We start from the raw sequence: 26,906 nt of genomic DNA, 5'->3' as shown, positions 1-26,906 counted from the left end.
TCATGCATGAGGGACTGATGGCATTTCCTGTACCAGCGGTCGGGGAGTGATCCACTCTCCCTGACTAATGAGACCTGACACATCCACCAGATTAAGGCGAATGCTGGCGGATACGCCCAGCAGATGGCTGAGCTGGAGTCCACGCACATACGCCAGGCTTTCGGACCAGGCACACGGCTCAAAGAACACTTCCAAACGAGAATCCTGGCCGTAACCGTTATCAGCAGCCCGCGCAAAATATTCTGTGGTAATAGCGGCGCAGGTGAGTTTTTGGCTTGATTCGGGCGCGTCAACTGACCCACTGCGCATCCTGCGGACAAGCCTTTCCGGTAATTCCTGGGTGTTGAGGGTATGCGTCAGATGCTGCCGGGCGGAATCCTCATGTATCGCGTGAATATCACTGAGCGCGATGCGGTGTTTTTCCGCCACGGGCAAAAAAATGTGCTGGATTGATGGATGCAGATGGCTTAACCGGGGATGCCGTTTTTGGCTGTTGGTGAGATTTTCTGCCAGGAACTGGAGACGAAAAATACCCTGGTGATCGAAGGCAACAGAAAGACCTGGCAGCGGTTTGCCGCTATCCAACACCTGCCTTGCCAGGTGTAAGGCCGCGTCGAATGCCCGCAGTTGTGCTTCGACGACGATATTCCCATGAGTATCCCGGCTAGCACGCGAATTTCCCGCGAGGATACAGAGACCTGGCTGTTTCAAATCCATATGATCGATTTCCTTGTGCGTTTATGGCGTCATACCACCGTCGGGTCTGTCGGCAGACCCGTCCCTGACCGACTCAATGTTTTGTCAGTGCTATGGATGAAAGTCCAGGTGTCCGGGAAATAGTCAGGAAAAAATCAGGCAGGGAAGTTCTCAGATATTCGTCATCGGCGGGGATTCAGGCGCTTTCAGGGTGAGGCCACATCAACCATTACCTCACCCCTCTCCCAACACTCGGGAGTATGTTTGCGCGTGACTAGCCCCCATGTTTTGCCCGTTGCAGCGCATGGCGGAATTGCCTTACGTCATGCGGGAACCAGCAACGGCGCGACAGGGGCACATCTTCGTCTACCGCTTCTGGTAGCGGGAGTCTCTCCAGCGTACCGCGATTGCAAATCGCCCGCGCTAAGGTCGCTGGCGGAACCCCCAGATAGCGTGCCATTTCCGGCAACGTCATGACTGAGTTACGCATCATAACCTCCTCTCATCTGTGATTTGATCTCCATGGTTGAGCCATCAGATATAAGTTTTATTGATTTGCGTCAGAATAGAATTTAATTCGGAACAAAAAATAACCAATACGCGCTTTGCGGTGAGCGATGTAAAAAATGTCTGACCCGCCGCACAGAATCGTCTTCACCTCCTGCCGTGTTGCACCAAAAGTGAACTACGCTGCACAAATGTTGATCTGTTGTTAATTCACTCCGCCGTCATTTCGCAGGTTTTCTGCGCCCTGCGGCATTGGCACGCGTTCTGCATTGTTATTCAACTAACAGGATGTCAGCCGATGACAGCCCGCTAACACGGAGGCCGCGATGACTGCAAAACCCGAATTGATCGCCCGCATTGAAGCCAGTTTCAACCAGCAGACGCCCAGCGCCCGGCGCATTGCCAGCTGGTTACTGACGCACAGCGCACAGATTCCGTTTGAAACGGCGGACAGCATCGCGCACGCCACCGGCACCACCGGCATCACCGTGGGCCGCTATCTGCGCAAACTCGGTTATCGCAACCTCGACGATGTGAAAAAAAGCCTGCGCGACCTGCCTGCCATCCCCTATCAGGCCTGGGGCATGAACGAGCGCCTTGACGCCTGGCAGCAGCAAAATCATTTACCGCGTCGTTCGCAACAGTCGCTGGATCTGGAGCTGGATGCCATCCAGCACGTTTATCAACTGGCGCAGAGCGAAGTCTTCCAGCGCGTGGTGCAGCAACTCACCCACGCCGATGCGGTGTTTGTTCTCGGCATTCAGTCCACGCGTGGTATCGCCAACGCCTTTTTCAGCCATCTGGAATATTTGCGTCCACGCGTCAGCTACGCCGAGGGGCTGTCTGGCAGCTGGGTGGAATCACTCAATTCAGGTTTTGAGCGCCCCTATGTGGTGATTACCGATACGCGCGCTTACTCCGCCATCGCACGCCAGTATTGTCGCGTCGCCAGCGAACAACAGGTTGGGCTGGCGTTGATCACCGATATCTGGTGCCCGTGGGCGCGGGACTATCCGCTGGATTTATTGCAGGTGAAAACCGATACCGGCCACTTCTGGGATTCGCTGGCACCGATCTCCTGCCTGTTTAATCTGCTGCTCTCGGGTGTGGTCGATCAACTGGGCGATGGCCTTGCCACCCGCCTGGCGACCAATCGCCAGTTGCAGCAGGAATTTGGTCAATTTGAACGTTAAGGATTGCTATGTCTGACAATTGTGAACTGGTCGATCTCGCGCAGCATTTTCCTGAGTTGCTGATCGATCTGAAATACGCCACGGACGATAACATCACCGGACGCCCCATCTACCGCGAAGCGCGCTGCCTGCTGCATCCCGACGCCGTTGCCGCGCTGGAAAAAAGCCTCGCCATTGCCGCGCTGGCCGGTCTGCAACTGCGCATCTATGACGCTTATCGTCCGCGCCAGGCGCAGGCGTTGCTGTGGCAAGCCTGTCCCGACCCGCAATATGTCGCCGATCTCACCCTCGGTTCCAATCACAGTCGTGGCGTCGCCATCGACCTCACGCTGATGGACCCACAGGGGCAGATCCTCGATATGGGTGCGGGTTTTGATGAGATGCATGAACGTTCTCATCAGTACCATCCTTCCGTGCCGGTTGCCGCACAGCGTAATCGTTTGTTACTCAACGCGATTATGTTTGGCGGCGGCTTTGTTGGCATGAGCAGCGAATGGTGGCATTTCGAACTACCTGATGCGCTGCGTTACCCGCTGCTGGACGATCGTTTTTCCTGTTACGACAACACCTTTCTTTAATGTTAACTGGAGCTTTGCGATGAAGACGACACACCTGTTCCGTTCGCTGTTACGCCCGGCCCTTTTGACCAGCGCGCTGGCACTGGCTTTACCTGCTGCCGTGCAGGCCGCTGTGCCTAAAGACATGCTGGTGATCGGCAAAGCCGCCGATCCGCAAACCCTCGATCCGGCGGTCACCATCGATAATAACGACTGGACCGTGACCTACCCGGCCTATCAGCGTCTGGTGCGCTACAAAACGGTGGATGGCAAAGGGTCTACCGAAGTAGAAGGTGATCTGGCCGCCAGCTGGCAGGCCTCAGCAGACCAGAAAATCTGGACTTTCAAACTCAAAGATAACGCCAAATTTGATGATGGCAGCGCCGTCACCGCCGATGCGGTGAAAGCGTCGTTTGAACGTCTGCTAAAAATCAAACAAGGCCCGGCAGAGGCTTACCCGGCTGACCTGAAAATTGACGTGGTCGATCCGCATACAGTGACGTTTACCCTCAGCCAGCCTTTCGCCCCGTTCCTGTATACCCTGGCGAATGATGGTGCCTCGATCATTAACCCGGCGGTGTTGAAAGCGCACGCTGATGATGATGCCCGTGCTTATCTGGCGGAGCATACCGCCGGTTCTGGCCCATTTATGCTGAAAAGCTGGCAGAAAGGCCAGCAGCTGGTGCTGGTGCCGAACCCGCATTACGCCGGAGCCAAACCGGCGTTTAAACGCGTTTCGGTAAAAATTATTGGTGAAAGCGCCTCGCGCCGTCTGCAACTGTCACGTGGCGATATCGATATCGCCGATTCACTGCCGGTCGATCAACTCACCGCCCTGAAACAGGAAGGCAAAGTCGAGGTAGCGGAATATCCGTCGCTGCGCGTGACTTACCTCTACCTCAACAACGGTAAGGGGCCGATGAGTCAGGTCGATCTGCGTCGTGCCGTCTCCTGGGCGACTGATTATCAGGGCATGGTAAAAGGCATTCTCAGCGGCTACGGTAAACAGATGCGCGGCCCGATCCCCGAAGGGATGTGGGGTTACGATGCCTCCGCCATGCAATACAGCATGGATGAAGCGAAAGCCAAAGCCGCGCTGGACAAAGTACCGCAGAAACCCACCAGCCTGACTTTCCTCTATTCGGATAACGATCCTAACTGGGAGCCGATTGCCCTCTCGACCCAGGCCAGCCTGAGTAAGATTGGCGTCAACGTGAAGCTGGAAAAACTGGCGAACGCCACCATGCGCGAGCGCGTTGGCAAAGGGGATTACGACATCGCCATCGGTAACTGGAGCCCGGACTTCGCCGACCCCTATATGTTTATGAACTACTGGTTCGAGTCGGATAAGAAAGGCCTGCCGGGCAACCGTTCCTTCTATGAAAACGCTGAAGTGGACAAGCTGATGAAAAGCGCGCTGGCAACCACCGACCAAAAAGCCCGCACCAAAGATTATCAGCAAGCCGAGAAGATCGTCATCGACGAAGCCGCCTACGTTTATCTGTTCCAGAAGAACTACCAGCTGGCGATGAACAAGCAGGTCAAAGGTTATGTCTTTAACCCGATGCTGGAACAGGTGTTCAACATCGCCAGCATGAGTAAGTAAGCAACTTAACACACGGCGTCGGTAACGACGCCGTCAGGGAGCGCCGATGACACTCTGGCAAATTTTGCGCCAGCGCTGCTGGGGACTTGTCCTGGTGGTCGCTGGGGTCTGCGTGATCACCTTTATTATCTCGCACCTGATACCGGGCGATCCGGCGCGCCTGCTGGCCGGAGATCGCGCCAGTGAAGCGATTGTGCAGCATATCCGCCAGCAACTCGGGCTGGATCAACCGTTATGGGTGCAGTTCGGCCGCTATGTGATGGCCTTACTGCATGGCGATCTTGGCACCTCGATCCGCACCGGTCGTCCTGTGCTGGAGGAGATGCGCACCTTTTTTCCTGCCACGCTGGAACTGGCCTGCTGCGCGTTGTTGCTGGCACTGCTGATTGGCATTCCGCTCGGCGTGCTGTCGGCGGTGTATCGCAATCGCTGGCTGGACCATCTGGTCCGTCTGCTGGCTATCACCGGCATCTCGACCCCGGCCTTCTGGCTCGGGCTGGGGGTGATTGTGCTGTTCTACGGGCATCTGCAACTGTTGCCAGGGGGCGGACGGCTGGATGACTGGCTTGATCCGCCCGCGCGTGTCACCGGCTTTTACACTATCGATGCCCTGCTGGCAGGCGACAGTGAGGTGTTTTTCAATGCGGTGCAGCATCTGATTCTGCCCTCGCTGACGCTGGCCTTTGTTCATCTTGGCATTGTCGCGCGCCAGATTCGTGGTGCGATGCTGGAACAACTCAGCGAAGACTATATCCGCACCGCGCGCGCCAGCGGTTTACCGAACCGGGTGATTATCCTGCGTTACGCATTGCCGAACGCGCTGATCCCCTCAGTCACGGTACTGGGTCTGGCGTTGGGTGACCTGTTGTATGGTGCCGTGCTGACCGAAACGGTATTTTCCTGGCCCGGCATGGGCGCGTGGGTGGTGGCCTCCATCCAGGCACTCGATTTCCCGGCAGTGATGGGTTTTGCCGTGGTGGTGTCTTTTGTTTATGTGCTGGTCAATCTGGCGGTGGATCTGATCTACCTGTGGATCGACCCACGCATCGGTCGCGGAGGTGACGCATGATGATGACGGAAGTCGAACCGCGCGTCCGCAGCAATAAAGCCTGGCAGACCAGCCTGAAACGCACCTTCTGGCTGCTGCGCCAAAGTCCGCTGACCTTAGTGGGCGGGCTGATTATGCTGCTGATGTTATTGCTGCTGGTGCTGTCGCCGTGGCTGGCACCCTACGATCCCAACGCGCTGGACCTCACCGCCAGGTTGCAGGCCCCCTCCGCGCTGCATTGGTTTGGCACCGATGAAGTGGGCCGCGATCTGTTCAGCCGCGTGCTGGTCGGTAGCCAGCAATCGATGGTGGCGGGATTGATGGTGGTGGTGATTGCCGGAGGAATTGGCTCGCTGCTGGGTTGCTTTTCCGGCGTGCTCGGCGGGCGCGGTGATGCGCTGATCATGCGGCTGATGGATATCATGTTATCGATTCCGTCGCTGGTACTGACCATGGCGCTGGCGGCAGCGCTGGGGCCGAGCCTGATGAATGCCATGCTGGCAATTGCCATCGTGCGCATCCCGTTTTACGTGCGACTGGCACGCGGACAAACGCTGATCGTGCGCCAGTTTACCTATGTGCAGGCCGCACGCACCTTTGGTGCTTCACGCTGGCATCTGATCAGCTGGCATATCCTGCGCAACGCCCTGCCGCCGTTGATCGTGCAGGCATCGCTGGATATCGGCAGCGCGATTCTGATGGCAGCAACGCTGGGTTTTATCGGCCTTGGCGCGCAACAACCGACCGCTGAATGGGGAGCGATGGTGGCGGTCGGTCGTAATTACGTATTGGATCAATGGTGGTACTGCACCTTCCCCGGTGCGGCCATCCTGATCACTGCGGTTGGCTTTAACCTGTTTGGTGACGGCCTGCGTGACCTGCTCGACCCGAAAACGGGAGGACAACACTGATGGTGGCTTCGGTACTGGAAATGCGCGATGTGCAGTTAAGTTTCCCGATCTATCAGGGTGAAGTTCACGCGCTGAATCATGTGTCTCTCAACGTAGGGCGTGGCGAGATTGTCGGGGTGGTAGGCGAGTCAGGTTCCGGGAAATCAGTTACCGCAATGCTGGCCATGCGCCTGCTGCCTGAGGGACGTTATCGTGTGCCGCAGGGCGAGGTCACCTTACTCGGGGAGGATGTGTTACGCGCCAGCGAAAAACAGCTGCGTCAGTGGCGCGGCTCACGCGTGGCGATGATTTTTCAGGAACCGATGACGGCACTCAACCCGACCCGACGCATTGGTCGACAAATCATTGAGGTGATCCGTCATCACCAGGCACTGACGCGCAAAGCGGCACAAGAAAAAGCCATCAGCCTGCTGGAGGAGATGCAAATCCCCGATGCCGCGCAGGTGATGAAACGTTATCCGTTTGAACTCTCCGGCGGCATGCGTCAGCGCGTGATGATTGCGCTGGCTTTCTCCTGCGACCCGACGTTGATCATCGCCGATGAACCGACCACCGCGCTGGATGTAACGGTGCAGCTTCAGGTGCTGCGCCTGCTGAAGCAGAAAGCGCGTACCAGCGGCACCTCGGTGCTGTTTATCAGCCATGATATGGCGGTGGTGTCGCAGTTATGCGATCGCTTGTATGTGATGTATGCCGGTAGCGTGATTGAGCGCGGAGCAACGCAGGATCTGATTCAGCACCCGGTTCATCCCTATACCCAGGGATTATTGCAGTGCGCCCCGGAACAGCGCGCGCCACGATCAACCCTGCCCGCGATCCCCGGCACCGTACCCAATCTGGCGCATTTACCCACCGGTTGCGCCTTCCGCGATCGCTGTTTCGCTGCCGGGCCGCGTTGCGCTGAAATCCCTACGCTGCAACCCTACGGCAACGCCAGCCAGTTTACCGCCTGCTGGTATCCGCAACAGGAGAACGCTTATGTCTGAGATGTTGCTGGAACTGCGCGATGTGCACGTCAATTTCCCGTTACGCCGTAACTGGCTGGGCCGTGTGACGGAACAGGCCCATGCGCTGAATGGTCTCGATCTGCAACTCAAACGCGGTGAAACCCTGGGGATTGTCGGCGAATCGGGCTGCGGCAAAAGCACCCTCGCCCAGTTGCTGATGGGGATGCTGCAACCTCAGCAAGGGCAGTGCCAGCGGACCGGGCAGGCTGCGAGCACTATGCAGATGGTGTTTCAGGACCCGCTGTCCTCGCTAGACCCGCGCCTGCCGGTGTGGCGCATTATCACCGAGCCGGTATGGATTCAGCAGCGTCTGAAAGAGTCAGCCAGGCGACAGCTGGCGGCAGAGCTGGCGCAGCTGGTGGGGATTCGTGTGGAATATCTGGATCGTCTGCCACACGCTTTTTCGGGCGGACAACGTCAGCGTATCGCCATCGCCCGTGCCCTCTCTTCCAGCCCGGATATTATCGTGCTGGATGAACCGACATCAGCGCTGGATATCTCGGTACAGGCGCAGATCCTCAATCTGCTGGTCACGCTACAACAACAACGCAACCTGACGTATGTGCTGATCTCGCATAACGTGTCGGTGGTGCGGCATATGAGCGATCGTGTGGCGGTGATGTATCTCGGGCAGATTGTCGAGCTGGGGAAAGCAGAACAGGTGTTGTCCGAGCCGCAACATCCTTATACCCAGCTGCTGCTGGCTTCGGTGCCTGATATTCACCAACCCCTCGCGGAGCATATTGCGTTACGCAAAACCGACCTGCCCGGCAACCGTATTCTGCCTGCGGGCTGCTATTTCCGCGATCGCTGCCCACAGGCGAAGGAAGCTTGTGGGCAACCGCAGATGCTGCGGGTGATCGAGGGGGAACGATCGGTGCGCTGCTGGCAAGCTGGATAACGGCAGGGGCCCGTAGCGGCGCGATTTATCGCGCAGGGTTTTAAAAGGCGCGCGATAAATCGCGCCGCTACGGCTCCGTGCTGTTATTGACCTGGTCGGCATTAATGCCGCCCCTACAGCCGTAGGGTGCGAATTTATTCGCACCAGGGATTGACGCTCAAGACGGTAGCTACGTGAATTTAAATATTAACAATCCGCCCTTCACGCGCGCTGACAAACGCCGCATCCAGCACTTCCAGCACGCTAATCGCCTGCTCCGTCGTCACCGGCGGCGCGCTACCGTTTTGCACCGCCGCCGCAAATGCGGCGTAATAATCATGATAGGCCCCCTGCGCCGACGGGATCTTCTCCGCACCCGCCGCGGTATGCAGCGTGCCCCAGTGCTGTTGGGGTTCGAATCCCCAACCTGCCAGATCATCCAGCGGACGCTTACCGGCATAGATCTCACGCGCCTGCACATCTGAACCCTGGGCGACATAACTGCCTTTGTCACCGTACAAACGTAGCTCACGCATCGACAGATGATTGATTTTACTGGAGGAGATATAAGAATGCGCGCCGCTGCTATGGGTTAACGTCAGCACAAAGCTGGCATCCGTCGGCCCTTCGGGGCGATCGACGATATCCAGATGCGCCAGCACCGAGGTCACCGGCCCCATCAGCCACATCGCCTGGTCCACCAGATGGCTGCCCATATCGCGCAGCAATCCACCCGTTTCCCCGCCTTCCAGCGTGTGCGGTTCGTCGAGATCCATACGGTTATGCAAGCGCCATAACTTGCCAACCTTTTGCTGTTCAATCAGCTGGCGCAGCGTCTGCATATCCGCATCAAAACGGCGGTTGTGATAGACACCAAGCACCACGCCTTTAGCGCGGGCGGCAGCGGCCAGTTCGCGTCCGGTCTTCGCGTCCGGAGCAAAGGGCTTATCGGCAATCACTGCTACCCCTGCTGCAATCGCTTCCAGCACCAGTTCACGCCGCGTTTGCGGTGGTGTCGTGATGGTGACAATATCCACCCCCGCAGCCAGCAACGCCGTCAGGCTGGGGTAAATAGCGACATCCGGGAAATCAGCCCTGACTTTAGCGATGGTGGCAGGGGCGCGCGCCACTATACCTGCCAGTTCCAATCCTTCAGCTGCTGAAATAAATGGTGCATGGAAGTTCTGACCACCGGTGCCGTAACCCACTAATCCGACTTTCATATCCCCTCCGTGAAACAGGTTAAGTTGTTGATGATGCGTTATTAGCAACGGTAGCAAAAATACACCAGCAAACAACACAAAAATTTCACAAATGATATATTCGGAACATTATTACTGAGCAGCCGGGAAGTAATGGACCGGTGTCGGGAAGTCAGCCGCCGTTTTTCCCAGTAACCGCTGTGGGCGGAAATCCGTTAACAAAGCGCTGGAGCTATCGCTGATTAGCTCCTCTGCCACCAGGCGGCCAATCAGCGGCGACAGCGTCATCCCGCTGTGCATCACCGCGAGATACACCCGCTGATGCGGTGTGACAAATCCCAGCGCCGGTAAGCCATCGGCCGGACGAGCACGCTGCCCCACTACAATCTGCTCAATTTGCAGCGAACCGGCGTCATCAAACAATTCGCGGTAGCGTGCCTGCATCTGGCGGGCAACATCGCTATCGGTCGCGGGAGGCGCGGCGGGATCGGCCTGGTCATCCAGATCCAGCGCCTGCAACAGCAGACGTCCGCCACCATCGGGACGCACATTCAACTGCGGCGAAATCAGGTTGGTGCCCAGCGATAACGGCTGCGGCGCAGTACGCGCCAGGAAGCTACAGCCGATTTTATTGGGCTGGCTGGCATCCGTCAGCGCCAGTTGCAGGCCGAGATGTGTCAGAAATTCAGCGGACCAGCGCCCGGTCGCCACCACCAGCCGATCGCCCTGCCAGCGTTCGCCGTTATCCAGCTGTAAGCTGACCTGACTGGCACTTTCCTGCACATCCGTCACCTGGCAATGCTGGTATAAGATCGCACCGGCGGCACGGGCATCCGCCCATAACCGGGCCAGATAAATCGCGGGATAAAGCAGTGATTCAGCAGGGAAATGCCACAGGCTGCCGCTGACCGCCGTACTGCGCAGTTCCGGGATTTCGCGCTGCAATTCGCCCAGCGTGACTTCCCGTGCCGGGTAGCCGATGGATTGCAGCCGTGTGGCACGCTGCTGGAGTTCAGCCTGACCGGCCTCTGAGGCCCATTCCCAGGTGCCACAGGTTTCCAGCCAGCGCAAAGCAGAGGGGTGCGACAGCTGCAATTTCACGTGTTCTTCCATCGACAGCACATTGAGCTGGTGATAACTCTCCGGCTGTTTGCCATTGGAGTTCAGCCAGGCAAAGGAGGTGCTGCTGGTGCCTGCGCCAATATGCTGCTGCTCGAAAATGGTCACCTGCGTGCCCTGCAAGGCCAGTGCGCGCGCCACCGCCATGCCGATGACGCCGCCACCGATTACTGCGATTTTTTGTGCTGTCATATCTGGCTCCCTGGAAAAAAAATCAACCATATCATAATCAATCGCTGCCAGCGGAAAGGAAATTCCCGCCAGCAACATTGATTCAATAGATATAAGTTTTTCTTCTGAAGTCAGAGAGTAAAATTATACCGGAGTGACGATTTTTCCGGTGGCGAAATATGACAACAAATTCTCCAGCACATTATTTGCCATTTGTTCCCGCGTTTCATACGTGGCACTGGCAATATGCGGCATTAATATCACATTCTCCAGCGCACAAAGTGCCGGGTTAATAACGGGCTCCTGCGGATAAACATCCAGTGCCGCGCCTTTAATTATTCCCTGCTGCAACGCCGCAATCAGATCGGCTTCATTGACCACATTGCCACGCGCCACATTGATCAGCACACCCTCAGCGCCAAGTGCTTTCAGCACCGTTTGATCGACGATGTGTTGGTTCTCCGCACTGCCCGGCAAAGCCAGCACCAGAAAGTCACTGAATGCCGCCAGTTGTTCAATATTGTCGCAACGGCGATAGTTCACCGCTTTGGCACTGCGGGCGGTGTAAGCCACCTCCATGCCAAAGGCTTCGGCGCGGCGGGCGATGGCCAGACCAATCGCGCCCAGCCCGGCGATGCCTAACTTTTTACCGCTGACTTTGCTGGAAAGCACCGGAGCCTGCGCTTCCCACTGCCCGGAACGGGCAAACTGATTGTAATGCAGCAATTTACGGGAAAAGGCCAGCGTCAGTCCCAGCGCCAGATCCGCCACATCCTCAGTCAGAATATCTTTGGTGATACTCACCTGAATCTGGCGGGATGCGGCATTGGCGAGATCGATACGATCGGTACCCACACCAAAAACGGCAATCGCTTTGCAGGCCGGTAATGCCGTCAGAATCGCATTTTCCACCCCAACATCACCCCTGGTGACAATTGCCTCGATTGATTGTCCCTGACGCTGCAAAAATAACGCCGGGTCAGTATGTTCATATAAACGATGGCAGTGAAAATGTTGCGTCAGCTTTTCATCCAGCTGCGGCATCAACGGCTGAATAATAAGGATTTCAGGTTGTGTGGTTGGCATTTTTCTTTCCGCGATAAAAATGGGTTGATCTTCAGACTAACGGATTAACGTTATGTTACGGCGAGTGGTTACGTATTTCGTCGCAGCGATCACGTTAGCCAATGTGCTATTTGGGGCCAGCCATAAGCAGAGTCTCAATACAAATCGCTTCGCTTATCTGGCGAACTCTCCCTGTGCGGTCTACGGTTAAAAAAACCACAAAGACTTAACAACCTTTGGAACATGCTATGACCGCCCGTGTCGATACCCTTGCCAACTCGTACAGCGAATTGCACCGCCTGCAACAGCGGTTGCAGTCACACCTTGAGCAGCTGCTGCCCGGCGGACAGCAGGCCGATCGGGTACGGGCAGCCATGCGGGCAGGCACGCTCGCTCCCGGTAAACGCATTCGTCCCCTGCTGCTGTTGCTGGCTGCGCATGATATGGGTTGTGATACGCAACAACCCGGCCTGCTGGATCTGGCTTGCGCAGTGGAGATGGTACATGCCGCCTCGTTGATCCTTGATGACATCCCCTCGATGGATAATGCCCAGATGCGTCGGGGCCGCCCCACCGTGCACCGCGAATTTGGCGAGAATGTGGCGATCCTCGCAGCGGTGGCCTTACTCAGCCGCGCTTTCGAAGTGATCGCACTGGCACCCGGTCTGGCAGCAAAACATAAATCCGCCGCCATTGCCGAGCTCTCATCGGCAGTCGGTTTGCAGGGACTGGTGCAGGGGCAATTTCAGGATCTGCATGATGGCGCACACGCGCGCAGCACCGCAGATATCGAACTCACCAATGAACTCAAAACCAGCGTGTTATTTCGCGCCACGCTGCAAATGGCGGCAATCGCCGCCAACGCTTCGCCATCGGTACGACTCAAGTTGAGTTTCTTTGCGCAGGATTTAGGTCAGGCCTTTCAGTTGCTTGACGATCTCGCCGATGGCGGCCAGCACACCGGGAAAGATCGCCACCAGGACCAGGGCAAATCCACGCTGGTCGCGATGCTGGGCGCAGAAGGTGCCGAGCGCCGCTTACGTGACCATTTGCGCAGCGCCGATGCCCATCTGGCCTGTGCCTGCCATCGCGGTATGGCCACCCGTCAGTATATGCACGCCCTGTTTAATCAACAGCTGGCGAGGTTCAACTGACCAGCCGCTATGATGTGATTCTGGTGGGCGCCGGGCTGGCAAATGGATTGATCGCCCTGCGGTTGCGCCAGCAACACCCCATGCTGAAATGCCTGCTGCTGGAAAGCCAGCCACAGGCGGGCGGCAACCATACCTGGTCGTTTCATCAGGACGATTTACAGGCCGATCAGCATCGCTGGATCGCGCCACTCATCACCTCACGCTGGTCGGGTTATCAGGTGCGTTTCCCGGCGTTGCAGCGCAACCTGCCCGGTGATTATTTCTCTATCTCTTCGGCCACTTTTGCCCGCCAGCTGCGTGCCACATTCGGCGATGATTTATGCACCGGCTGTGCCGTGCAACAGATTACCCCCAATAGTGTCACTCTGGCAGATGGTCGTCAGTGGCAGTCTCCGGTAGTGATCGACGGACGTGGCGTGCAATATTCCCCGCATCTGTCCCTCGGCTATCAGGTGTTTATTGGTCAGGAATGGCAGCTGGCGCAGCCGCATGGGCTAACCCAGCCAATACTGATGGATGCCACGGTGCCACAGCATCAGGGTTACCGGTTTGTCTACACCTTGCCCCTCAGCAGCGACCGGCTGTTGATTGAGGATACCCACTATATCGACACCCCCCTGCTGGCACAGGAAGTTGCCCGGCAAAATATCGCCGATTATGCCCGGCAGCAGCGCTGGCACCTGAGCCTGCTGATACGCGAGGAACGCGGTGCATTGCCTATCACCCTGAACGGCGATATTGACGCTTTCTGGCAACAGCAACGTGGACAACCCTGTAGCGGTCTGCGCGCCGGATTATTCCACGCCACCACCGGCTATTCATTCCCCACGGCGGTGACACTGGCGGAACATATTGCCAGCCTGCTGCCCACCGATGCCGCTACGCTGAGCCAGCATATCGAAACCTTTGCCCGGCAGCAGTGGCGTGAACAACGCTTTTTCCGTCTACTGAATCGCATGCTGTTTCTTGCTGGTCAGCCCGATCAGCGCTGGCGGGTGATGCAGCGTTTTTACCAGCTGAATGCCGGATTAATTGGCCGATTTTATGCCGGGCAGCTGACCCTCATCGATAAGGCGCGCATTGTTTGTGGCAAACCCCCGGTCCCACCCGGTGCCGCGTTGCGCGCGCTGCTGACGACACAACCGCAGACAGGGAAGAAACCATGAAACGCACTTATGTGGTGGGCGCGGGCTTTGGCGGCCTGGCGCTGGCGATCCGTTTACAGGCAGCTGGCATCCCGACCACGGTGCTGGAGCAGCGTGATAAGCCCGGTGGACGTGCCTATGTCTGGCAGGATCAGGGATTTACCTTCGATGCCGGACCCACGGTAATTACCGATCCCACCGCAATTGAAGCGCTGTTCACGCTGGCGGGTAAATCCATGTGTGATTATGTCGAGCTTCTGCCGGTGACGCCTTTTTACCGTCTGTGCTGGGAAGATGGCCGCACGCTGGATTACGACAACAACCAGACCCGACTGGAGCAGCAGATCGCCAGCTTTAACCCGCAGGATGTGGCCGGATATCGTCAGTTCCTTGCCTATTCACGCGATGTGTTTAATGAGGGTTATCTGAAACTCGGCACCGTACCCTTTTTATCGCTGCGCGCGATGCTGCGCGCCGCGCCGCAGCTTGGTCGTTTGCAGGCGTGGCGCAGCGTTTACAGCATGGTGGCGAAGTTTGTGCAGGATGATCATTTGCGTCAGGCCTTTTCTTTTCACTCGCTACTGGTGGGTGGTAATCCGTTTGCCACATCGTCGATTTATACCTTAATCCATGCGCTGGAGCGTGAATGGGGGGTGTGGTTTCCGCGTGGTGGCACCGGCGCGCTGATCAACGGCATGGTGAAGTTATTTCAGGACCTGGGTGGCGAGCTGCTGCTGAATGCCCAGGTGCGCAGGCTTGAGACTGAGGGCGATCGAATTCATGGCGTGCAGCTGGTTGATGGGCGACATTTTGCCGCCGCTGCGGTGGCTTCAAACGCCGATGTGGTCCATACCTATGCCAGCCTGCTGGCGCATCACCCCGCAGCGGCAAAACGCGCGGCGGCACTGAAACGCAAACGGATGAGTAACTCGCTGTTTGTGCTGTATTTTGGCCTGAATCAGCCACATCCGCAGCTGGCACATCACACGGTGTGTTTCGGCCCACGCTATCGCGGATTGATTGATGACATTTTTCACAGCAACCAGCTTTCACCGGATTTTTCGCTGTATCTGCATGCTCCCTGCTCCAGCGATCCGCGCCTCGCGCCACCGGGTTGCGGCAGTTTTTATGTACTGGCTCCCGTGCCTCATTTGGGCACAGCGGATATTGACTGGCAACAGGAAGGCCCACGCTTGCGCGATCGTATCTTTGCTTACCTGGAGCAGCACCAGATGCCGGGCTTACGTTCGCAGCTGGTCACCGAACGCATGTTCACACCTGTTGATTTTCGCGACACGCTGCACGCCCATCAGGGGTCGGCGTTCTCGCTGGAGCCGATCCTGACGCAGAGCGCCTGGTTTCGGCCACACAATCGCGATGCCGCGATTCACAATTTATATCTGGTTGGCGCAGGCACCCATCCCGGTGCCGGAGTTCCCGGGGTGATTGGTTCGGCGAAAGCCACTGCGCAACTGATGCTGGAGGATCTTGCCGGATGAGTATGCCGTTAATGGCGCACGCCACCCACACCATGGCTGCTGGCTCAAAAAGCTTCGCGACTGCCGCCAAACTGTTCGATGCCTCAACGCGCCGCAGCACGCTGATGCTGTATGCCTGGTGTCGTCATTGCGATGACGTTATTGATGGTCAGACGCTGGGAGCGCCTGGATCGCAGCATGCTATCGATGATGCGCTGGCACGCATGGCGCATCTGCAACTGGAAACGCGGCGGGCCTACAGCGGTGCCAGCATGGCAGAACCGGCGTTTGCCGCCTTTCAGGAGGTCGCACTGATGCACCGGATCCCAGCGCAACTGGCCTTTGATCACCTCGAAGGTTTTGCGATGGATGCACGTCACCAGCGCTACCTGAGCTTCGACGATACCCTGCGTTATTGCTATCACGTCGCAGGGGTCGTGGGTTTAATGATGGCGCGGGTCATGGGCGTGCGTGATGAAAAGGTATTGGATCACGCCTGCGATTTAGGGCTGGCTTTCCAGCTGACCAATATCGCACGCGATATCGTCGAGGATGCACGCAATGGCCGCTGTTATCTGCCCGAGGAGTGGCTGCAACCGCTGGGTTTGCGCAGCGATAATCTGGCCGATATGCAACATCGTGCGGCGATTGCCACACTCGCCGCACGCCTGGTGACGGCAGCAGAGCCTTATTATCAGTCAGCATACGCCGGGTTAGCGGGGTTGCCGCTGCGTTCAGCCTGGGCGATCGCCACCGCTCACGGCGTGTATCGTGAAATTGGCATGAAAGTGTTGCAGGCAGGCGCGCAGGCGTGGGATTCGCGCCAGCACACCAGTAATGGCGAGAAACTGGCGTTACTGCTCAGGGGGGCCGGGCTGGCAATCCGATCGCGGCTGGTTTCGCCTGCGGCCCGCCCGGCGGGGCTATGGCAACGACCAGGACAATAACGGCAGCGTTGCCATCATTTGAGGTGGTTTTCTCGTCTCTGTCGCTGACGCAACGCTGCCTGTAGCCTGGGTAACGGTGGCGCATATAAAAAGCCAAAGGAGACACAGCCTTCGCGTCCACGCACCGCATGATGCATGCGGTGCGCCATATACAGACGTTTGAGATAGCCGCGGCGCGGAATATAGCGGAACGGCCAGCGTTGATGAACCAGACCATCATGCACCATAAAATACAGCGCACCGTATACCGTCATACCCGCGCCAATCCACTGCATCGGCCATAGCCCCTGCACGCCAAACAGGATCAGCACTATCGCCAGCAGGGCAAACGCCAGTGCATAGAGATCGTTGAGTTCAAATTTGTTGTCGTGCGGCTCATGATGCGACAAATGCCAGCCCCATCCCCAGCCGTGCATGATGTATTTATGTGCCAGCGCGGCAACCACCTCCATCAACACCACGGTGGAAAGCAGGATTAGCGTATTCAATAACCAAAGCATCCTCTGTCCTTCTGCATTAACGGGTCGTTATCTTTAACTCAAAGTAGTCCAGATTTCCGTTAAGGGTTGTCTTCCCCGGCCGCTAAATCTCTTCCCAGCATGATCACTTCTTCTTCGGTGGGCTTTTCCCCCCGATAAGCAGCCATTGCCGCCCGGCTGAGGTTGTTTTCATCGTTTTCACAGTGGATATCCCCCCCATCACGCGTCGTTCCATGATAATAAGCCTGTCCGTTTTCCTGCCATTCTCGCAGGGTGCAGATTATTTTGGCAGTTCCGGCTACGCCTGGTTTCCTGAATTGTTCCGTGAAAAGTTCCCGGACCGTAATCCGTTCTCCTGCCGGATTAAAGCCTCGCAAAAACTCGCCATTTTCATCTTCAATCGCGACATACCAGCGCTGTTTTTTTGCCAGATTCATCAGGCGGCTATCCGGCTGTTCTGGGGAAGTTTTCACTTTTTTGCTTTTCGGTTCATCACTCTGGGGCTGTTCATTTTTAGTCACATGATTAAACCAGTTCATCCGTCGTTCCAGCTCCAGCGCCAGCATTTTATAAAACTGTACAGTTCCAGGTATATTTCTGTAGCTCATCGACTTTTGGATTAATATCCTGACAAGGTTTTCTATATCTCTTTGTTGCGGGAGGTGAGAAGACCGTCTGAGAAAGCTACGCAATAAGTCAGCCCAGCAATTAATCAGTTTATCCTGCCATATCTCTTTGCTGTTTTTAGTGTCATAAAATTCATAGGTATAAGGGATTGGCAGAATACATTCCTTCACATAACTCGCGGGTAAATCACCCCTCTCCATTAGCCAGGTTAAAATGCAGTTAATCGTACCCAACACATGCGCAGAATTTTTGGGTTCATTGCGATAAAGGCGCGCCATCATATTGGGAAGCTCCCCTCCCATAAGTTTCAACCATTGTGCTGTTTCGGCGGGATAAGGTAAGGCGATACTGGCCAGTTTTTTCATTATGCCATTGGCCGCTCTGAAATCCGTTGTAATCTCGCGCATAACATTACAGATGGTATTAAGATGCAGGTTAATCGAGGTTCTATCTTTAATTGCCTCTATCTTAGCCATATCCAGGACAGGATCGGCAGTGGAACGTGCCTGTGGCGGCAAAGCTTTGAGAAATTTGTCATAACCTAATTTCATCACCAGCATACTTAATAAGTCAGATGTTCTGCTGATGAGTACATAACGCAGCCAATCATTATACTCCATTGCATAGGCGGCCTCAGCGGAGGTCGCGGCGTTAAATAGATGATGCAACGGAGCACCGGGATAACTTTTCCCGAGCATTTTCATCGTATTTTTGAAATAGGCTTCACGCACATAAATATTATGTCCAATATTTGCAACTTCATTGATCAGGGCTTTATGCAATTCATCAACGTCACAGACTTCCTGTTCATTACAACCTTGTGGGATAAGATAGATAAAATCAAACGCCGGATTGGCTGTCGTGAACATATGGCCAAGTTCATGGATCATCGTCTTAAAAAATTCAGCCTGACTGGCGGCCGACTGACTGTGGGAAAACCAGACTCTATGATGGGGATCCTGAGGTATAGTCGCTGCCGCCATAATGTTTCCTGCCGGGGGTGCGACGATGGCGAATTGGTTTTCATTGATTTCACCTGGCAGGTAAGTACCCGCCTGACGGAGCAACGACTGAATCTGTGCTAAGAAGTCGCAGTAGATAGTAAAAGTCACTCGTTCTGGCCGAATACCGGTGCAGAATGCAATGGTATCCATCACTTCTCCAACATACTCCGGGTTTTTTATTTTCCTGAAAACCTCACCCACAACTTTATTCACTAATTCCAGCGCGGGTCGCAGATTAGGCAATTGCGCGTACACGCCCGCACCACGGGTCAGAATCACCATGCGCTGTTGTTGTTGGGCATAAATTTCACACGGATCACCCTCGCCCCGGTAAGGAAATTTCGCTGTGGCAACACTTGCCGGTGGTGTCGCTGCGACGGGGGATCGTTGCTGTTGCGATGTACTGGCTCCACTATTCATATATTGTATTTGCAATGCGTCAGTGGAGCTGGGCTGAGATAATGCCTCATTTTCATCATCGATGTTTATGCGTGATAACTTTTGTTGTGACTGTGTTAATTCCGCCGTCCATTTCTGCCGACTCAGCCGATCCTGATCATGCTGCGTGTTGATTCTGATTGATTTAACTTTCCCCGCGACTCGTCGATTTCCTCGTGATTTCGCAGCCAGAATAGAACTGGCTGTCAGTGGTTCAGCGTCGGCAGAGGCGCGAATATTATCTCTTACCAAAGCATGCTGTTGCGATATTGATGGCCGGGTTGTTCTGGCTTCCTGCCTGACAACAGCAGCATGACATGCTCTATTAAAAGATATTCTTTCTCGTTGTGGTAGCGATGAGGATATTACCGCAGTCGTCGGGGCAATATGATTAATTGCTCCGGCTATTCTGGAAACTGGTAGTGGACGTAATTGTGATAAAGGCTGAATAACACCGCGCCCGGTCACTGGCACGATAGTATTATTATCTGGCATAATATAAATGCTCTACTGACTGAAGATGAAAGTTATTCAGGCCATCCTTATTGGGCCTGGTTCTTATTCCTGTAATAACCTTCACCTGGATATAGCCATTTCAGCAAGTATTAAAATCTGAAAAAGTGAACGGGGTCGCGAAATTACCCGAAGAAACAAAATCGTTTCATATTGGTAACGATGCTGAATTTTATAATTAACCTCGTTCTCCCTTGCCCAGCATCGTTTTCAGCAATATCACCACATCGCTTTGCTGCTGTTCTCCAGATTGGACTAAGGCCCGTCAGTAACGTCAATAGCCGAGGGTATGGATACCCTGCCAAAAATCATTAATGCGCTGATCAATTTCCTGCACACTTCCATCACGTGATTGGCGTACAACTGCATCAATGAGTTTCTCTTTGTCCAATTTGAGAAGTGCCATATGAGTTTCACCTGCGCTCATGATTGCAACATCACTGCCCAGCAAAAATGCCCCCATACGGACTGGATCCCATTCAAATTTTTCATTGTCTATCGGTAATTCATAGATGCGTTGGTCTTCAATGAGTCCGTATTCAGCGATGATCTTGTAAAGATCGGTAGCATCTTTGGCATTTGCCGCTCCGCGATCTCGCCATGCGAAAAGCTTTAGTAAAGCCAGGCCAGGTAATGAGCAAAATGGCAGAACTTCTCCACTGTTTAGTTTCACCCGCACGGTGTGCAAATACGCTTCTTCAAAACCATCCACTGCCATGATGATTTCCCGGTCAGGCGGCCATGCAACTTGTTTATCTTCAGCGACACCGCCAAACGGAATAATGTCGAGTTCTACACCTTCCGCAACCATTCGATGGGCGTTTCCTTTTATAGCTCGTGCCCCTTCTTTCATGAATGCTTGTTTTAAATCTTCAAATTGCTCCCAACCATTAACGAAAACAGCAAAATCAATATCGCGAGTTTGGCGTCCAGCACTTCTCCCATAAACGTGATGAATTAATATTTCACGGGCGCTGGCACCAGCAATAAAAAATGAAATACTCTGTGAACTACAAACACGACTTACAGTAGCCAACAGTTTTTCAATAACTGAAGAGAGCGGATTCGTTAAGGTTAAGATATTTGTCATTAATAATCCTCGCAACTTCTCGATTTCTATCATCGCCACTGCCCAGTAGTTCTGCCAGGCACAAGATTGTTTTAGCTCGGGTATTTAGTTTAAAACTTCCCCAAAAACATGTTATTAACTGAAAATGACCATCGCGTGCAGGTTTTAAGCCCAGTTCTTTACGGCGTTGCAATAACGGATACGGGGTATAAACTATTCCCGTACTGGGAAGTAAGTATCCCTCACTCAATTCTGCTGCGACAATTTCTCCACCCGAATATTCATCCGGCAAAAGTGCCAATTGCTCCCATGATTTGGGGAAGTCTGCGTAGAGCTGCTTTAATTTGGGGCGTAACGCGTTTGCATAATCATTAATCCATAATGCTACCAGCTCATCTTCTTTCATCAGACGCCTGCCGCCTTGAGCTTTACGGTAATAACGTTGATTTTCAAGATAGCCAAAAGCCTTGCTAACCATCCCGAGAGAAATGCCGGATAACTCTGCCAGACTACGATAGGTATTATTTAACGTATCGGGATCCGATAACAAAACAAAAAGCAACTTCATCACACCTTCAGCCATTTTGCTACCCGAAGGCACAGTTTTTTTCTCATACCGTCCTGCTACCATCAGGTACAGCCCAGGTACCTGGATACGGGTATTTCCGGCGCTATCAAGATAATTAATTTTTTGTGAGGCACAAAATGCAGCTAAGTCAGGCGTAAGTCGATTACATACCAGCAGCCACGGAAGACCGCCTGCATCATGTGTCATTCGCTCTTTTGCAGTCAAAAGTGTCTGCTTACGATGAATATATTTTACTTCCAATGCCAAATGAACCCGCTCGCCATTTGGGGCTATCAGTTCTGCACAGTAATCACGCCCCGCCCCTTCCGAACTGTTTACATAAGTCAGGCTAAAACCATCAGCAAGGTTTTCAATCGCATCTGATAAGAGCTGTTCTTCGTTCATTTGTTCACACCTTATCAATGTTCATGATTCATGAACAAAGTAATTCTATGAACAAAAAGCCAACTCTGCAACTCTAGCCGCCTAAAGGCTTATGCCTGTTCCGTTGGCAAGCATTCCCCCTTTACATCCCCTCCCGGCCTCGTTAGTATCACCGACTCCCAACGGCAACCTGCCGCTGCGTAAGCGTTAACGTCAACCAACGCACCATGAGCAGAATTGTTCTGCCTTTTTCTATGGTGCGAAAAATGACCCAGCCTGTACTCTCTGCAATGCCTGCCCTGCGCCGTTCCGGTTTTTTCCTGTTCCTGCTGCTACTGACTGCGGCCAACCTGCGCACGCCGATCACCGCCACCGGGCCGGTGCTGGAAAATATCCGCCTGACCTTTGGCCTGAGTGCCAGCGCCGCAGGCGTGCTGAATTTCCTGCCGCTGCTGATGTTTGCCACTCTCGCCCCACCCGCAGCCTGGCTGGGCAACCGTTTCGGACTGGAGCGCAGTTTATGGGGGGCGCTGCTGTTGATTACGCTGGGCTCGCTACTGCGCATCAGCGGTAGTGAAAACGCGTTATGGGCCGGTACGCTGTTGCTCAGCGCCGGTATCGCCGCCGCCAACGTCTTACTGCCACCGCTCATCAAGCGCGACTTCACCGCTCACACTGCGCGTTATATCGGCCTTTATGCCACCACCATGGCGATCACCGCCAGCATCGCGTCAGGCGTGGCGGTACCGCTGGCGCAACTCACTGGTGCGGGCTGGCATCTGGCGCTGGGCGTCTGGTTAGTCCCCGCCATCGTCGCGCTACTGGCCTGGCTGCCACTGCTGAAAAAAACCGCAGCACATCCTCATGCCGCATCAGCTCAATCCCTGGCACGCTCGCCGTGGCGTTCCGCCATCGGCTGGCAGGTGTCGTTATTTATGGCCTGTCAGTCGCTGACCTTTTACACCCTGATTGGCTGGTTTACCCCCTTTGCGCAGGACAACGGTATCAGCCAGCTGGAAGCCGGTGGGATGTTGTTCGTCTATCAAATTGTGGCGATTGTCGCCAACCTGGCCTGTATGAGCGCGCTGAAAAAATTCCGCGATCAACGTGCCATTGGCTTTGCAGCTTCGCTGGCGATTTTTATTGCGGTAACCGGCTTACTGCTGGCTCCGGCACTGGCGCTGTTGTGGCTGGTGCTGGCAGGTCTGGGGGCGGGTGCATCAATGGTGATTTGCCTCGCGTTATTTAATCTCCGTACCCAGGATCATCGCCAGGCATCGAAGCTATCCGGCATGGCGCAATGCGTGGGATATGGTCTGGCAGCGCTGGGGCCGCTGTGCTTTGGTATGTTGCACGACGTCAGCGGCAACTGGCTGCTGCCGCTGACATTGCTGGTGGTGATTGCCGCGATACAAATGGTGATGGCACCTCTGGCAGGCCGGCGCGCCATCTGTGATCAGGCCAGTACCGCTGTTGCCACTCTGTGGCAAATGCAACCTGCTTCAGGGATGAAAATCAGCGAGGGTGGCGCGCGTGAGCGCATCCTGTTCGGCTGCCGCCAGCAAAGCCTCCACCAGGCCTGGAAAACGCGCATTCAAATCTTCCCGCCGCAGTGACAACAGGTTTTCACGTCCGGAAGGTCGCTGCCAGATCACGCCACTGTCGCGCAATACGCGCCAGTGATGGGTCAGCGTGGATTTCGATACGCCCTGCAACAACGAACCGCAGGTATGCTCACCACCATCGGCAAGGATGCTAACCACCGTCATCCGCATCGGGTTGCCGAGCGCCGCCAGCACGTTTTCCAGGCGAATCTCTGCGCGCGGTGGATGTCTGGTCATAAGCTGTCTCTCAATGGTACGTATAAATACGAAGTATCGGGCAGACGCGGCGGGATGTACAGAACACGGCGAGCTATCGCCCGCCGTGTTAAAGGATTTACTGACTGATGGATTGTTGCAGAGCGGCGATTGACGAGGTGACACCCGCCTCCACCGACATGGTGAGATCCTCCATCTCCAGCGAGACCCAATCGTTGTAGCCCATCATGCGCACCACCGAGAAGAACTCCTTCCACCATTGCAGATCCTGGCCGCAGCCCACCGCAACGTAGTTCCAGGCCCGATTGGCAACATCCTCCACCGGTTTGGTTTCCAGCAGCCCGTTGATATTCACCAGCCCGCGTTCCAGTCGCACATCTTTACCGTGTACATGGTGAATCGCCGGGCCGAGCGCCCGCGCCGCTGCAATCGGGTCACCTCCCATCCATAACAGATGGCTGGGATCGAGGTTTAAACCGACCATCGGCCCGACGGCATCGCGCAAACGGAACAAGGTTTCCGGGTTCCACACCAGCATCGAACTGAAATTCTCCAGCGCGAAACGTGCCACACCGCTGGCTTTTGCCCGCGCCACCAGCCCCTGCCAGTAGGGAATCGCCACTTCGTTCCACTGATAATCGAGGCAATTTTTCAGCGTTGGCGGCCAGCTTACCGTGTAAGTGATCCAGTTTGGGATGGTGTCGTGAGGGCTGGCAGGCGGCAGGCCGCTCATCATCACGATTTTCTCCACGCCCAGCTCACCGGCCAGCGCCAGCGCCTGTTCGGTGTCGCGCTTATGGCACTGCCCCAGTTCGCCAACATCCAGTGGGTTGCCCGATACGTTCAACGCCGCGATCGTCATACCACGGCTTTCCAGCGCCTGAAGCAGCTGCCGACGTTGACTGGCGCTGGCGAGCAGTTCTTCCGTGCGCAGATGCGGTGCCGATGACCAGCCTCCGGTGGTCATTTCCACGCCATACACGCCCAGCTCAAGCAATTTATCCAGCATCGCTGCAAACGGCAGATGCCCGAGGCTATCAGTACAAAAAGCGAGTCTCATGAGGGTTCCTTATTGATAGTTGACCCAGCAGGCACCGTTATCCGCCGAACGGACACAGTTTTCGATCCAGCGCACCCCTTCCAGACCAGCGTTAATATCGGGATAGATCAGGCTGTCAAGGGTCTGCTGATCGCCGCGCTGCGTGGCGCTGATGGCAATGGCAAATTTGAGGTAGATATTGGCCCATGACTCCGCCAGCCCTTCGGTATGCAGCGCACCAAGGCGTTCATCCGCCAGCGCGCTGTCATCGAGATACGGCATACCGTGATGAAGTATCTGGTTCGGCTGTCCCTGCACGTCATATTTCAGCTCGCCAGGGTTGTAATCACTCCACTCCAGGCTGGCGCGCGAACCAATCACGCGAATGCTCTGGCTATCCATCGAACCGGCGTTGATCGATGACGCCCACATACGCCCCACGGCACCGTTGTCGTAATGCATCAGCACCAGCGCGTTATCTTCCAGCGGGGCGCGCGACGGAATAAAGCTCTGGCGATCGCACAACAGCGATTGGATATGCAGCTGTGGCAGCACCAGTTGCGAGATATAGAAGGTATGGGTAGAGATATCGCCCAGTACAAAAGAAGGCCCGGCGATTTTCGGGTCAACACGCCATTTTTGCGCATCACTGAATTTGTCGGCGCTATCGTTGGCACTAAAGCCGTGGGTGTATTGCAGTTCGACCATGCGTACGTCGCCAATATCGCCTTTGGCGATCATCGCCCGCATCTGCATCAGCAAAGGATGGCCGGAGAAACCATAAGTGACACCGACAATCAGCCCCTTCGCTGCCGCCAGCGCCTTAATTTCCTGCGCTTCCTCAGTGGTGAAAAACAGCGGTTTCTCGCAGATAACGTGAATCCCGGCATTAAGTGCTGCTTTGGTGATCTCATAATGGGTGCCGTTAGGGGTGGCGATGGTTACCACTTCAACGCCATCATCACGCTGCGCTTCTTCTGCCAGCAGCTGCTGATAGTTGTCGTAGCAACGTTCGGCGTTCATTCCGAGGTTGACGCCAAAATCACGGCCACGTTGCGCATCAATATCGAACGCGCTGGCCACCAGTTGATAAGCAGTGTTATCGCGCAGCGCGCCGGAGCGATGTTTGTAGCCCACCTGGCTTAAACGCCCGCCACCAATCATTGCCCAGCGTAAAGGTCGAGGGATCTTCTTTTCACCGTTTTGCATAGCCATTCCTTAATGATTTGCACTCGGGTGCAATTGAGGTCAGAGGTAAGGGTTCATTTCTGGTTTTTCTGTTCAAACTGCTGGTAATTGTCCTGGGTCACCGTGGCATACGGGATCCAGTTGTAGGGGGCGGTTTTCTGTTTATCCAGCATCGCTTTGGTGACCTGCACCGCACCGGTGGCCTGTCCTTTCGCGTCCTGGAAGATGGTCACCGCCATGTCACCGCTTTTAATAAATTGCAGGCCGTCCGGCGTGCCATCAATGCCCGCCACCAGTATGTGTTCCTTTTTTGCCTGTTTCAGCGCCATAATGGCTCCAATCGCCATTTCATCATTGTTGGCGGCAATGGCATCGATCGGCGTACCGTTGAGCAACCAGCTGGACACCACATCCACCGCCTCGTTGCGCTGCCATTTGGCGGTCTGTTTTTCCACCACCTTCATATCCTTGTGCGCAGCAATCACCTCTTCCACCGCGCGGGTGCGTTCACGCGCTTCCTCGTTCGACAACGCCCCCATGATGATGGCGACATTGCCTTTGTAGTTCATGCGTTGCGCCAGCGCTTCCATCTCCATCTTGCCGCTGAGGGCTGAATCGGAACCGACATACGCCATCTGCCCTGCCAGCTTCACCTCCGGTTTACGATTCACAAAGATCAGCGGGATATTGGCGCGTCTGGCTGCCTCCATCATCGGCCTTACCCCCTGGGTATCCACCGGGTTGAGGATAATGGCGTCAACACCCTGATTAATGAAATCATCCACCTGCTGAACCTGGAGGGCCACATCGCCTTTGGCATCGGAGAACTGCCCTTTCATGCCGGAGCTATCCAGCTCATGCACCATCTGGGTACGCAGAATCGAGACGAAATTGAGATCGAAATTGGCCAGTGCAACGCCCACCTGCCAGGTTTTAGCCTGCACACTGGCGATGGCGAGTACACCTAAAATCAGAACTATCGTTTTCACAATCTTCATGGTCATTTCCTGTAGGGTCATGGTGTTATGATCCGACCGGAAGAGCGACACTGCTGATTTCCACCGTTTTGCAACCGGGTGCAAAATAAGTAA

General features: G+C 55.2%; 25 protein-coding genes. 12 read left to right on the top strand and 13 right to left on the bottom strand.

Annotated elements, in window-relative coordinates; translation table 11 throughout:
- Together HA50_RS28425 and HA50_RS28420 are read right to left on the bottom strand one after the other, a co-directional pair.
- On the bottom strand, nt 1-717 hold the full coding sequence (locus HA50_RS28425; RefSeq protein ID WP_084880520.1) for a hypothetical protein: 717 nt from the start codon (nt 715-717) through the stop codon (nt 1-3).
- A gap of 253 nt (nt 718-970) precedes the next feature.
- Nucleotides 971-1,189: a hypothetical protein gene (locus HA50_RS28420; RefSeq protein ID WP_409521751.1), complete on the bottom strand. Its 219-nt coding sequence runs from the start codon at nt 1,187-1,189 to the stop codon at nt 971-973.
- A gap of 340 nt (nt 1,190-1,529) precedes the next feature.
- Here HA50_RS28420 and HA50_RS28415 point away from each other — a divergent pair, with 340 nt between their 5' ends.
- From HA50_RS28415 to HA50_RS28385, 7 genes are read left to right on the top strand one after another with little or no spacing between them, the layout of a single operon-like run.
- Nucleotides 1,530-2,396 carry a MurR/RpiR family transcriptional regulator gene (locus HA50_RS28415; protein WP_084880515.1) on the top strand — a complete coding sequence of 289 codons (867 nt, stop codon included), beginning with the start codon at nt 1,530-1,532 and terminating at the stop codon, nt 2,394-2,396.
- A gap of 8 nt (nt 2,397-2,404) precedes the next feature.
- Nucleotides 2,405-2,974 carry a D-alanyl-D-alanine dipeptidase gene (ddpX, locus tag HA50_RS28410; protein ID WP_084880512.1) on the top strand — a complete coding sequence of 190 codons (570 nt, stop codon included), beginning with the start codon at nt 2,405-2,407 and terminating at the stop codon, nt 2,972-2,974.
- A 19-nt stretch (nt 2,975-2,993) separates the two neighbouring features.
- On the top strand, nt 2,994-4,559 hold the full coding sequence (locus HA50_RS28405) for an ABC transporter substrate-binding protein (protein ID WP_084880509.1): 1,566 nt from the start codon (nt 2,994-2,996) through the stop codon (nt 4,557-4,559).
- Nucleotides 4,560-4,605: 46 nt separating this feature from the next.
- Nucleotides 4,606-5,628, top strand: a complete 1,023-nt coding sequence (locus HA50_RS28400; protein WP_084880506.1) for an ABC transporter permease — start codon at nt 4,606-4,608, stop codon at nt 5,626-5,628.
- Nucleotides 5,625-6,518 (top strand): D,D-dipeptide ABC transporter permease, encoded by an 894-nt coding sequence (gene ddpC / locus HA50_RS28395; RefSeq protein WP_084880504.1) that lies wholly within the window; start codon nt 5,625-5,627, stop codon nt 6,516-6,518. The genes HA50_RS28400 and ddpC overlap by 4 nt, the downstream gene beginning before the upstream one ends.
- Complete coding sequence (locus HA50_RS28390; protein WP_084880501.1) at nt 6,518-7,504, top strand: ABC transporter ATP-binding protein; 987 nt, start codon at nt 6,518-6,520, stop codon at nt 7,502-7,504. Before ddpC ends, HA50_RS28390 begins: the two co-directional genes overlap by 1 nt.
- Nucleotides 7,497-8,426 (top strand): oligopeptide/dipeptide ABC transporter ATP-binding protein, encoded by a 930-nt coding sequence (locus HA50_RS28385; RefSeq protein WP_084880498.1) that lies wholly within the window; start codon nt 7,497-7,499, stop codon nt 8,424-8,426. Before HA50_RS28390 ends, HA50_RS28385 begins: the two co-directional genes overlap by 8 nt.
- Nucleotides 8,427-8,605: 179 nt before the next feature.
- Here the strand turns inward: HA50_RS28385 and HA50_RS28380 are convergent, their stop codons facing one another.
- From HA50_RS28380 to HA50_RS28370, 3 genes are all read right to left on the bottom strand, one after another.
- A complete protein-coding gene (locus HA50_RS28380; RefSeq protein ID WP_084880495.1) occupies nt 8,606-9,628 on the bottom strand; it encodes a Gfo/Idh/MocA family protein in 1,023 nt (340 codons plus the stop codon).
- Nucleotides 9,629-9,739: 111 nt separating this feature from the next.
- Nucleotides 9,740-10,918, bottom strand: coding sequence for an NAD(P)/FAD-dependent oxidoreductase (locus tag HA50_RS28375; protein WP_084881207.1), 1,179 nt, complete (start codon nt 10,916-10,918; stop codon nt 9,740-9,742).
- A 123-nt stretch (nt 10,919-11,041) separates the two neighbouring features.
- Nucleotides 11,042-11,983, bottom strand: a complete 942-nt coding sequence (locus HA50_RS28370) for a 2-hydroxyacid dehydrogenase (protein WP_084880492.1) — start codon at nt 11,981-11,983, stop codon at nt 11,042-11,044.
- A 227-nt stretch (nt 11,984-12,210) separates the two neighbouring features.
- Between HA50_RS28370 and HA50_RS28365 the strand changes: the two genes are divergently transcribed.
- Genes HA50_RS28365 through crtB form a run of 4 tightly spaced genes read left to right on the top strand, consistent with a single transcriptional unit; the run spans nt 12,211 to nt 16,686 of the window.
- The gene (locus HA50_RS28365) at nt 12,211-13,116 is read left to right on the top strand and encodes a polyprenyl synthetase family protein (RefSeq protein WP_084880489.1); all 906 of its coding nucleotides are present in this window, start codon (nt 12,211-12,213) and stop codon (nt 13,114-13,116) included.
- Nucleotides 13,113-14,282 carry a lycopene beta-cyclase CrtY gene (gene crtY / locus HA50_RS28360; protein ID WP_084880486.1) on the top strand — a complete coding sequence of 390 codons (1,170 nt, stop codon included), beginning with the start codon at nt 13,113-13,115 and terminating at the stop codon, nt 14,280-14,282. Before HA50_RS28365 ends, crtY begins: the two co-directional genes overlap by 4 nt.
- Complete coding sequence (locus tag HA50_RS28355; RefSeq protein ID WP_084880484.1) at nt 14,279-15,760, top strand: phytoene desaturase; 1,482 nt, start codon at nt 14,279-14,281, stop codon at nt 15,758-15,760. Before crtY ends, HA50_RS28355 begins: the two co-directional genes overlap by 4 nt.
- Nucleotides 15,757-16,686, top strand: a complete 930-nt coding sequence (gene crtB / locus HA50_RS28350; protein ID WP_084880481.1) for a 15-cis-phytoene synthase CrtB — start codon at nt 15,757-15,759, stop codon at nt 16,684-16,686. The genes HA50_RS28355 and crtB overlap by 4 nt, the downstream gene beginning before the upstream one ends.
- Nucleotides 16,687-16,700: 14 nt before the next feature.
- On the opposite strand, the gene HA50_RS28345 is transcribed toward crtB, so the two are convergent.
- The 4 genes from HA50_RS28345 to HA50_RS28330 all read right to left on the bottom strand — a co-directional run bounded on the left by HA50_RS28345 (nt 16,701) and on the right by HA50_RS28330 (nt 21,789).
- Complete coding sequence (locus HA50_RS28345; RefSeq protein ID WP_084880478.1) at nt 16,701-17,186, bottom strand: sterol desaturase family protein; 486 nt, start codon at nt 17,184-17,186, stop codon at nt 16,701-16,703.
- A 59-nt stretch (nt 17,187-17,245) separates the two neighbouring features.
- Complete coding sequence (locus HA50_RS28340) at nt 17,246-19,729, bottom strand: hypothetical protein (protein ID WP_139811088.1); 2,484 nt, start codon at nt 19,727-19,729, stop codon at nt 17,246-17,248.
- 292 nt (nt 19,730-20,021) lie between these two features.
- Complete coding sequence (locus HA50_RS28335) at nt 20,022-20,837, bottom strand: nucleotidyl transferase AbiEii/AbiGii toxin family protein (RefSeq protein ID WP_084880473.1); 816 nt, start codon at nt 20,835-20,837, stop codon at nt 20,022-20,024.
- Nucleotides 20,791-21,789: a type IV toxin-antitoxin system AbiEi family antitoxin gene (locus HA50_RS28330; protein WP_084880470.1), complete on the bottom strand. Its 999-nt coding sequence runs from the start codon at nt 21,787-21,789 to the stop codon at nt 20,791-20,793. Before HA50_RS28330 ends, HA50_RS28335 begins: the two co-directional genes overlap by 47 nt.
- Nucleotides 21,790-22,034: 245 nt before the next feature.
- On the opposite strand from HA50_RS28330, the gene HA50_RS28325 reads away from it, so the two are divergent.
- Nucleotides 22,035-23,384, top strand: a complete 1,350-nt coding sequence (locus tag HA50_RS28325) for a CynX/NimT family MFS transporter (RefSeq protein WP_139811087.1) — start codon at nt 22,035-22,037, stop codon at nt 23,382-23,384.
- Here HA50_RS28325 and HA50_RS28320 read toward each other — a convergent pair.
- The 4 genes from HA50_RS28320 to HA50_RS28305 all read right to left on the bottom strand — a co-directional run bounded on the left by HA50_RS28320 (nt 23,271) and on the right by HA50_RS28305 (nt 26,813).
- A complete protein-coding gene (locus HA50_RS28320) occupies nt 23,271-23,609 on the bottom strand; it encodes an ArsR/SmtB family transcription factor (RefSeq protein WP_084880468.1) in 339 nt (112 codons plus the stop codon). The two genes, HA50_RS28325 and HA50_RS28320, sit on opposite strands and share 114 nt — an antisense overlap.
- Before the next feature lie 97 nt (nt 23,610-23,706).
- Nucleotides 23,707-24,648, bottom strand: coding sequence for a sugar phosphate isomerase/epimerase family protein (locus HA50_RS28315; protein WP_084880465.1), 942 nt, complete (start codon nt 24,646-24,648; stop codon nt 23,707-23,709).
- Nucleotides 24,649-24,657: 9 nt separating this feature from the next.
- Complete coding sequence (locus HA50_RS28310) at nt 24,658-25,836, bottom strand: Gfo/Idh/MocA family protein (RefSeq protein ID WP_084880462.1); 1,179 nt, start codon at nt 25,834-25,836, stop codon at nt 24,658-24,660.
- 53 nt (nt 25,837-25,889) lie between these two features.
- Nucleotides 25,890-26,813: a substrate-binding domain-containing protein gene (locus HA50_RS28305; protein ID WP_084880460.1), complete on the bottom strand. Its 924-nt coding sequence runs from the start codon at nt 26,811-26,813 to the stop codon at nt 25,890-25,892.
- Nucleotides 26,814-26,906: the final 93 nt, after the last annotated feature.

Source organism: Pantoea cypripedii (assembly GCF_002095535.1).
Lineage (GTDB): Bacteria > Pseudomonadota > Gammaproteobacteria > Enterobacterales > Enterobacteriaceae > Pantoea > Pantoea cypripedii.
The sequence above is the reverse complement of the archived record's forward strand: the minus strand, read 5'-3'. Positions and strand labels throughout refer to the sequence as shown.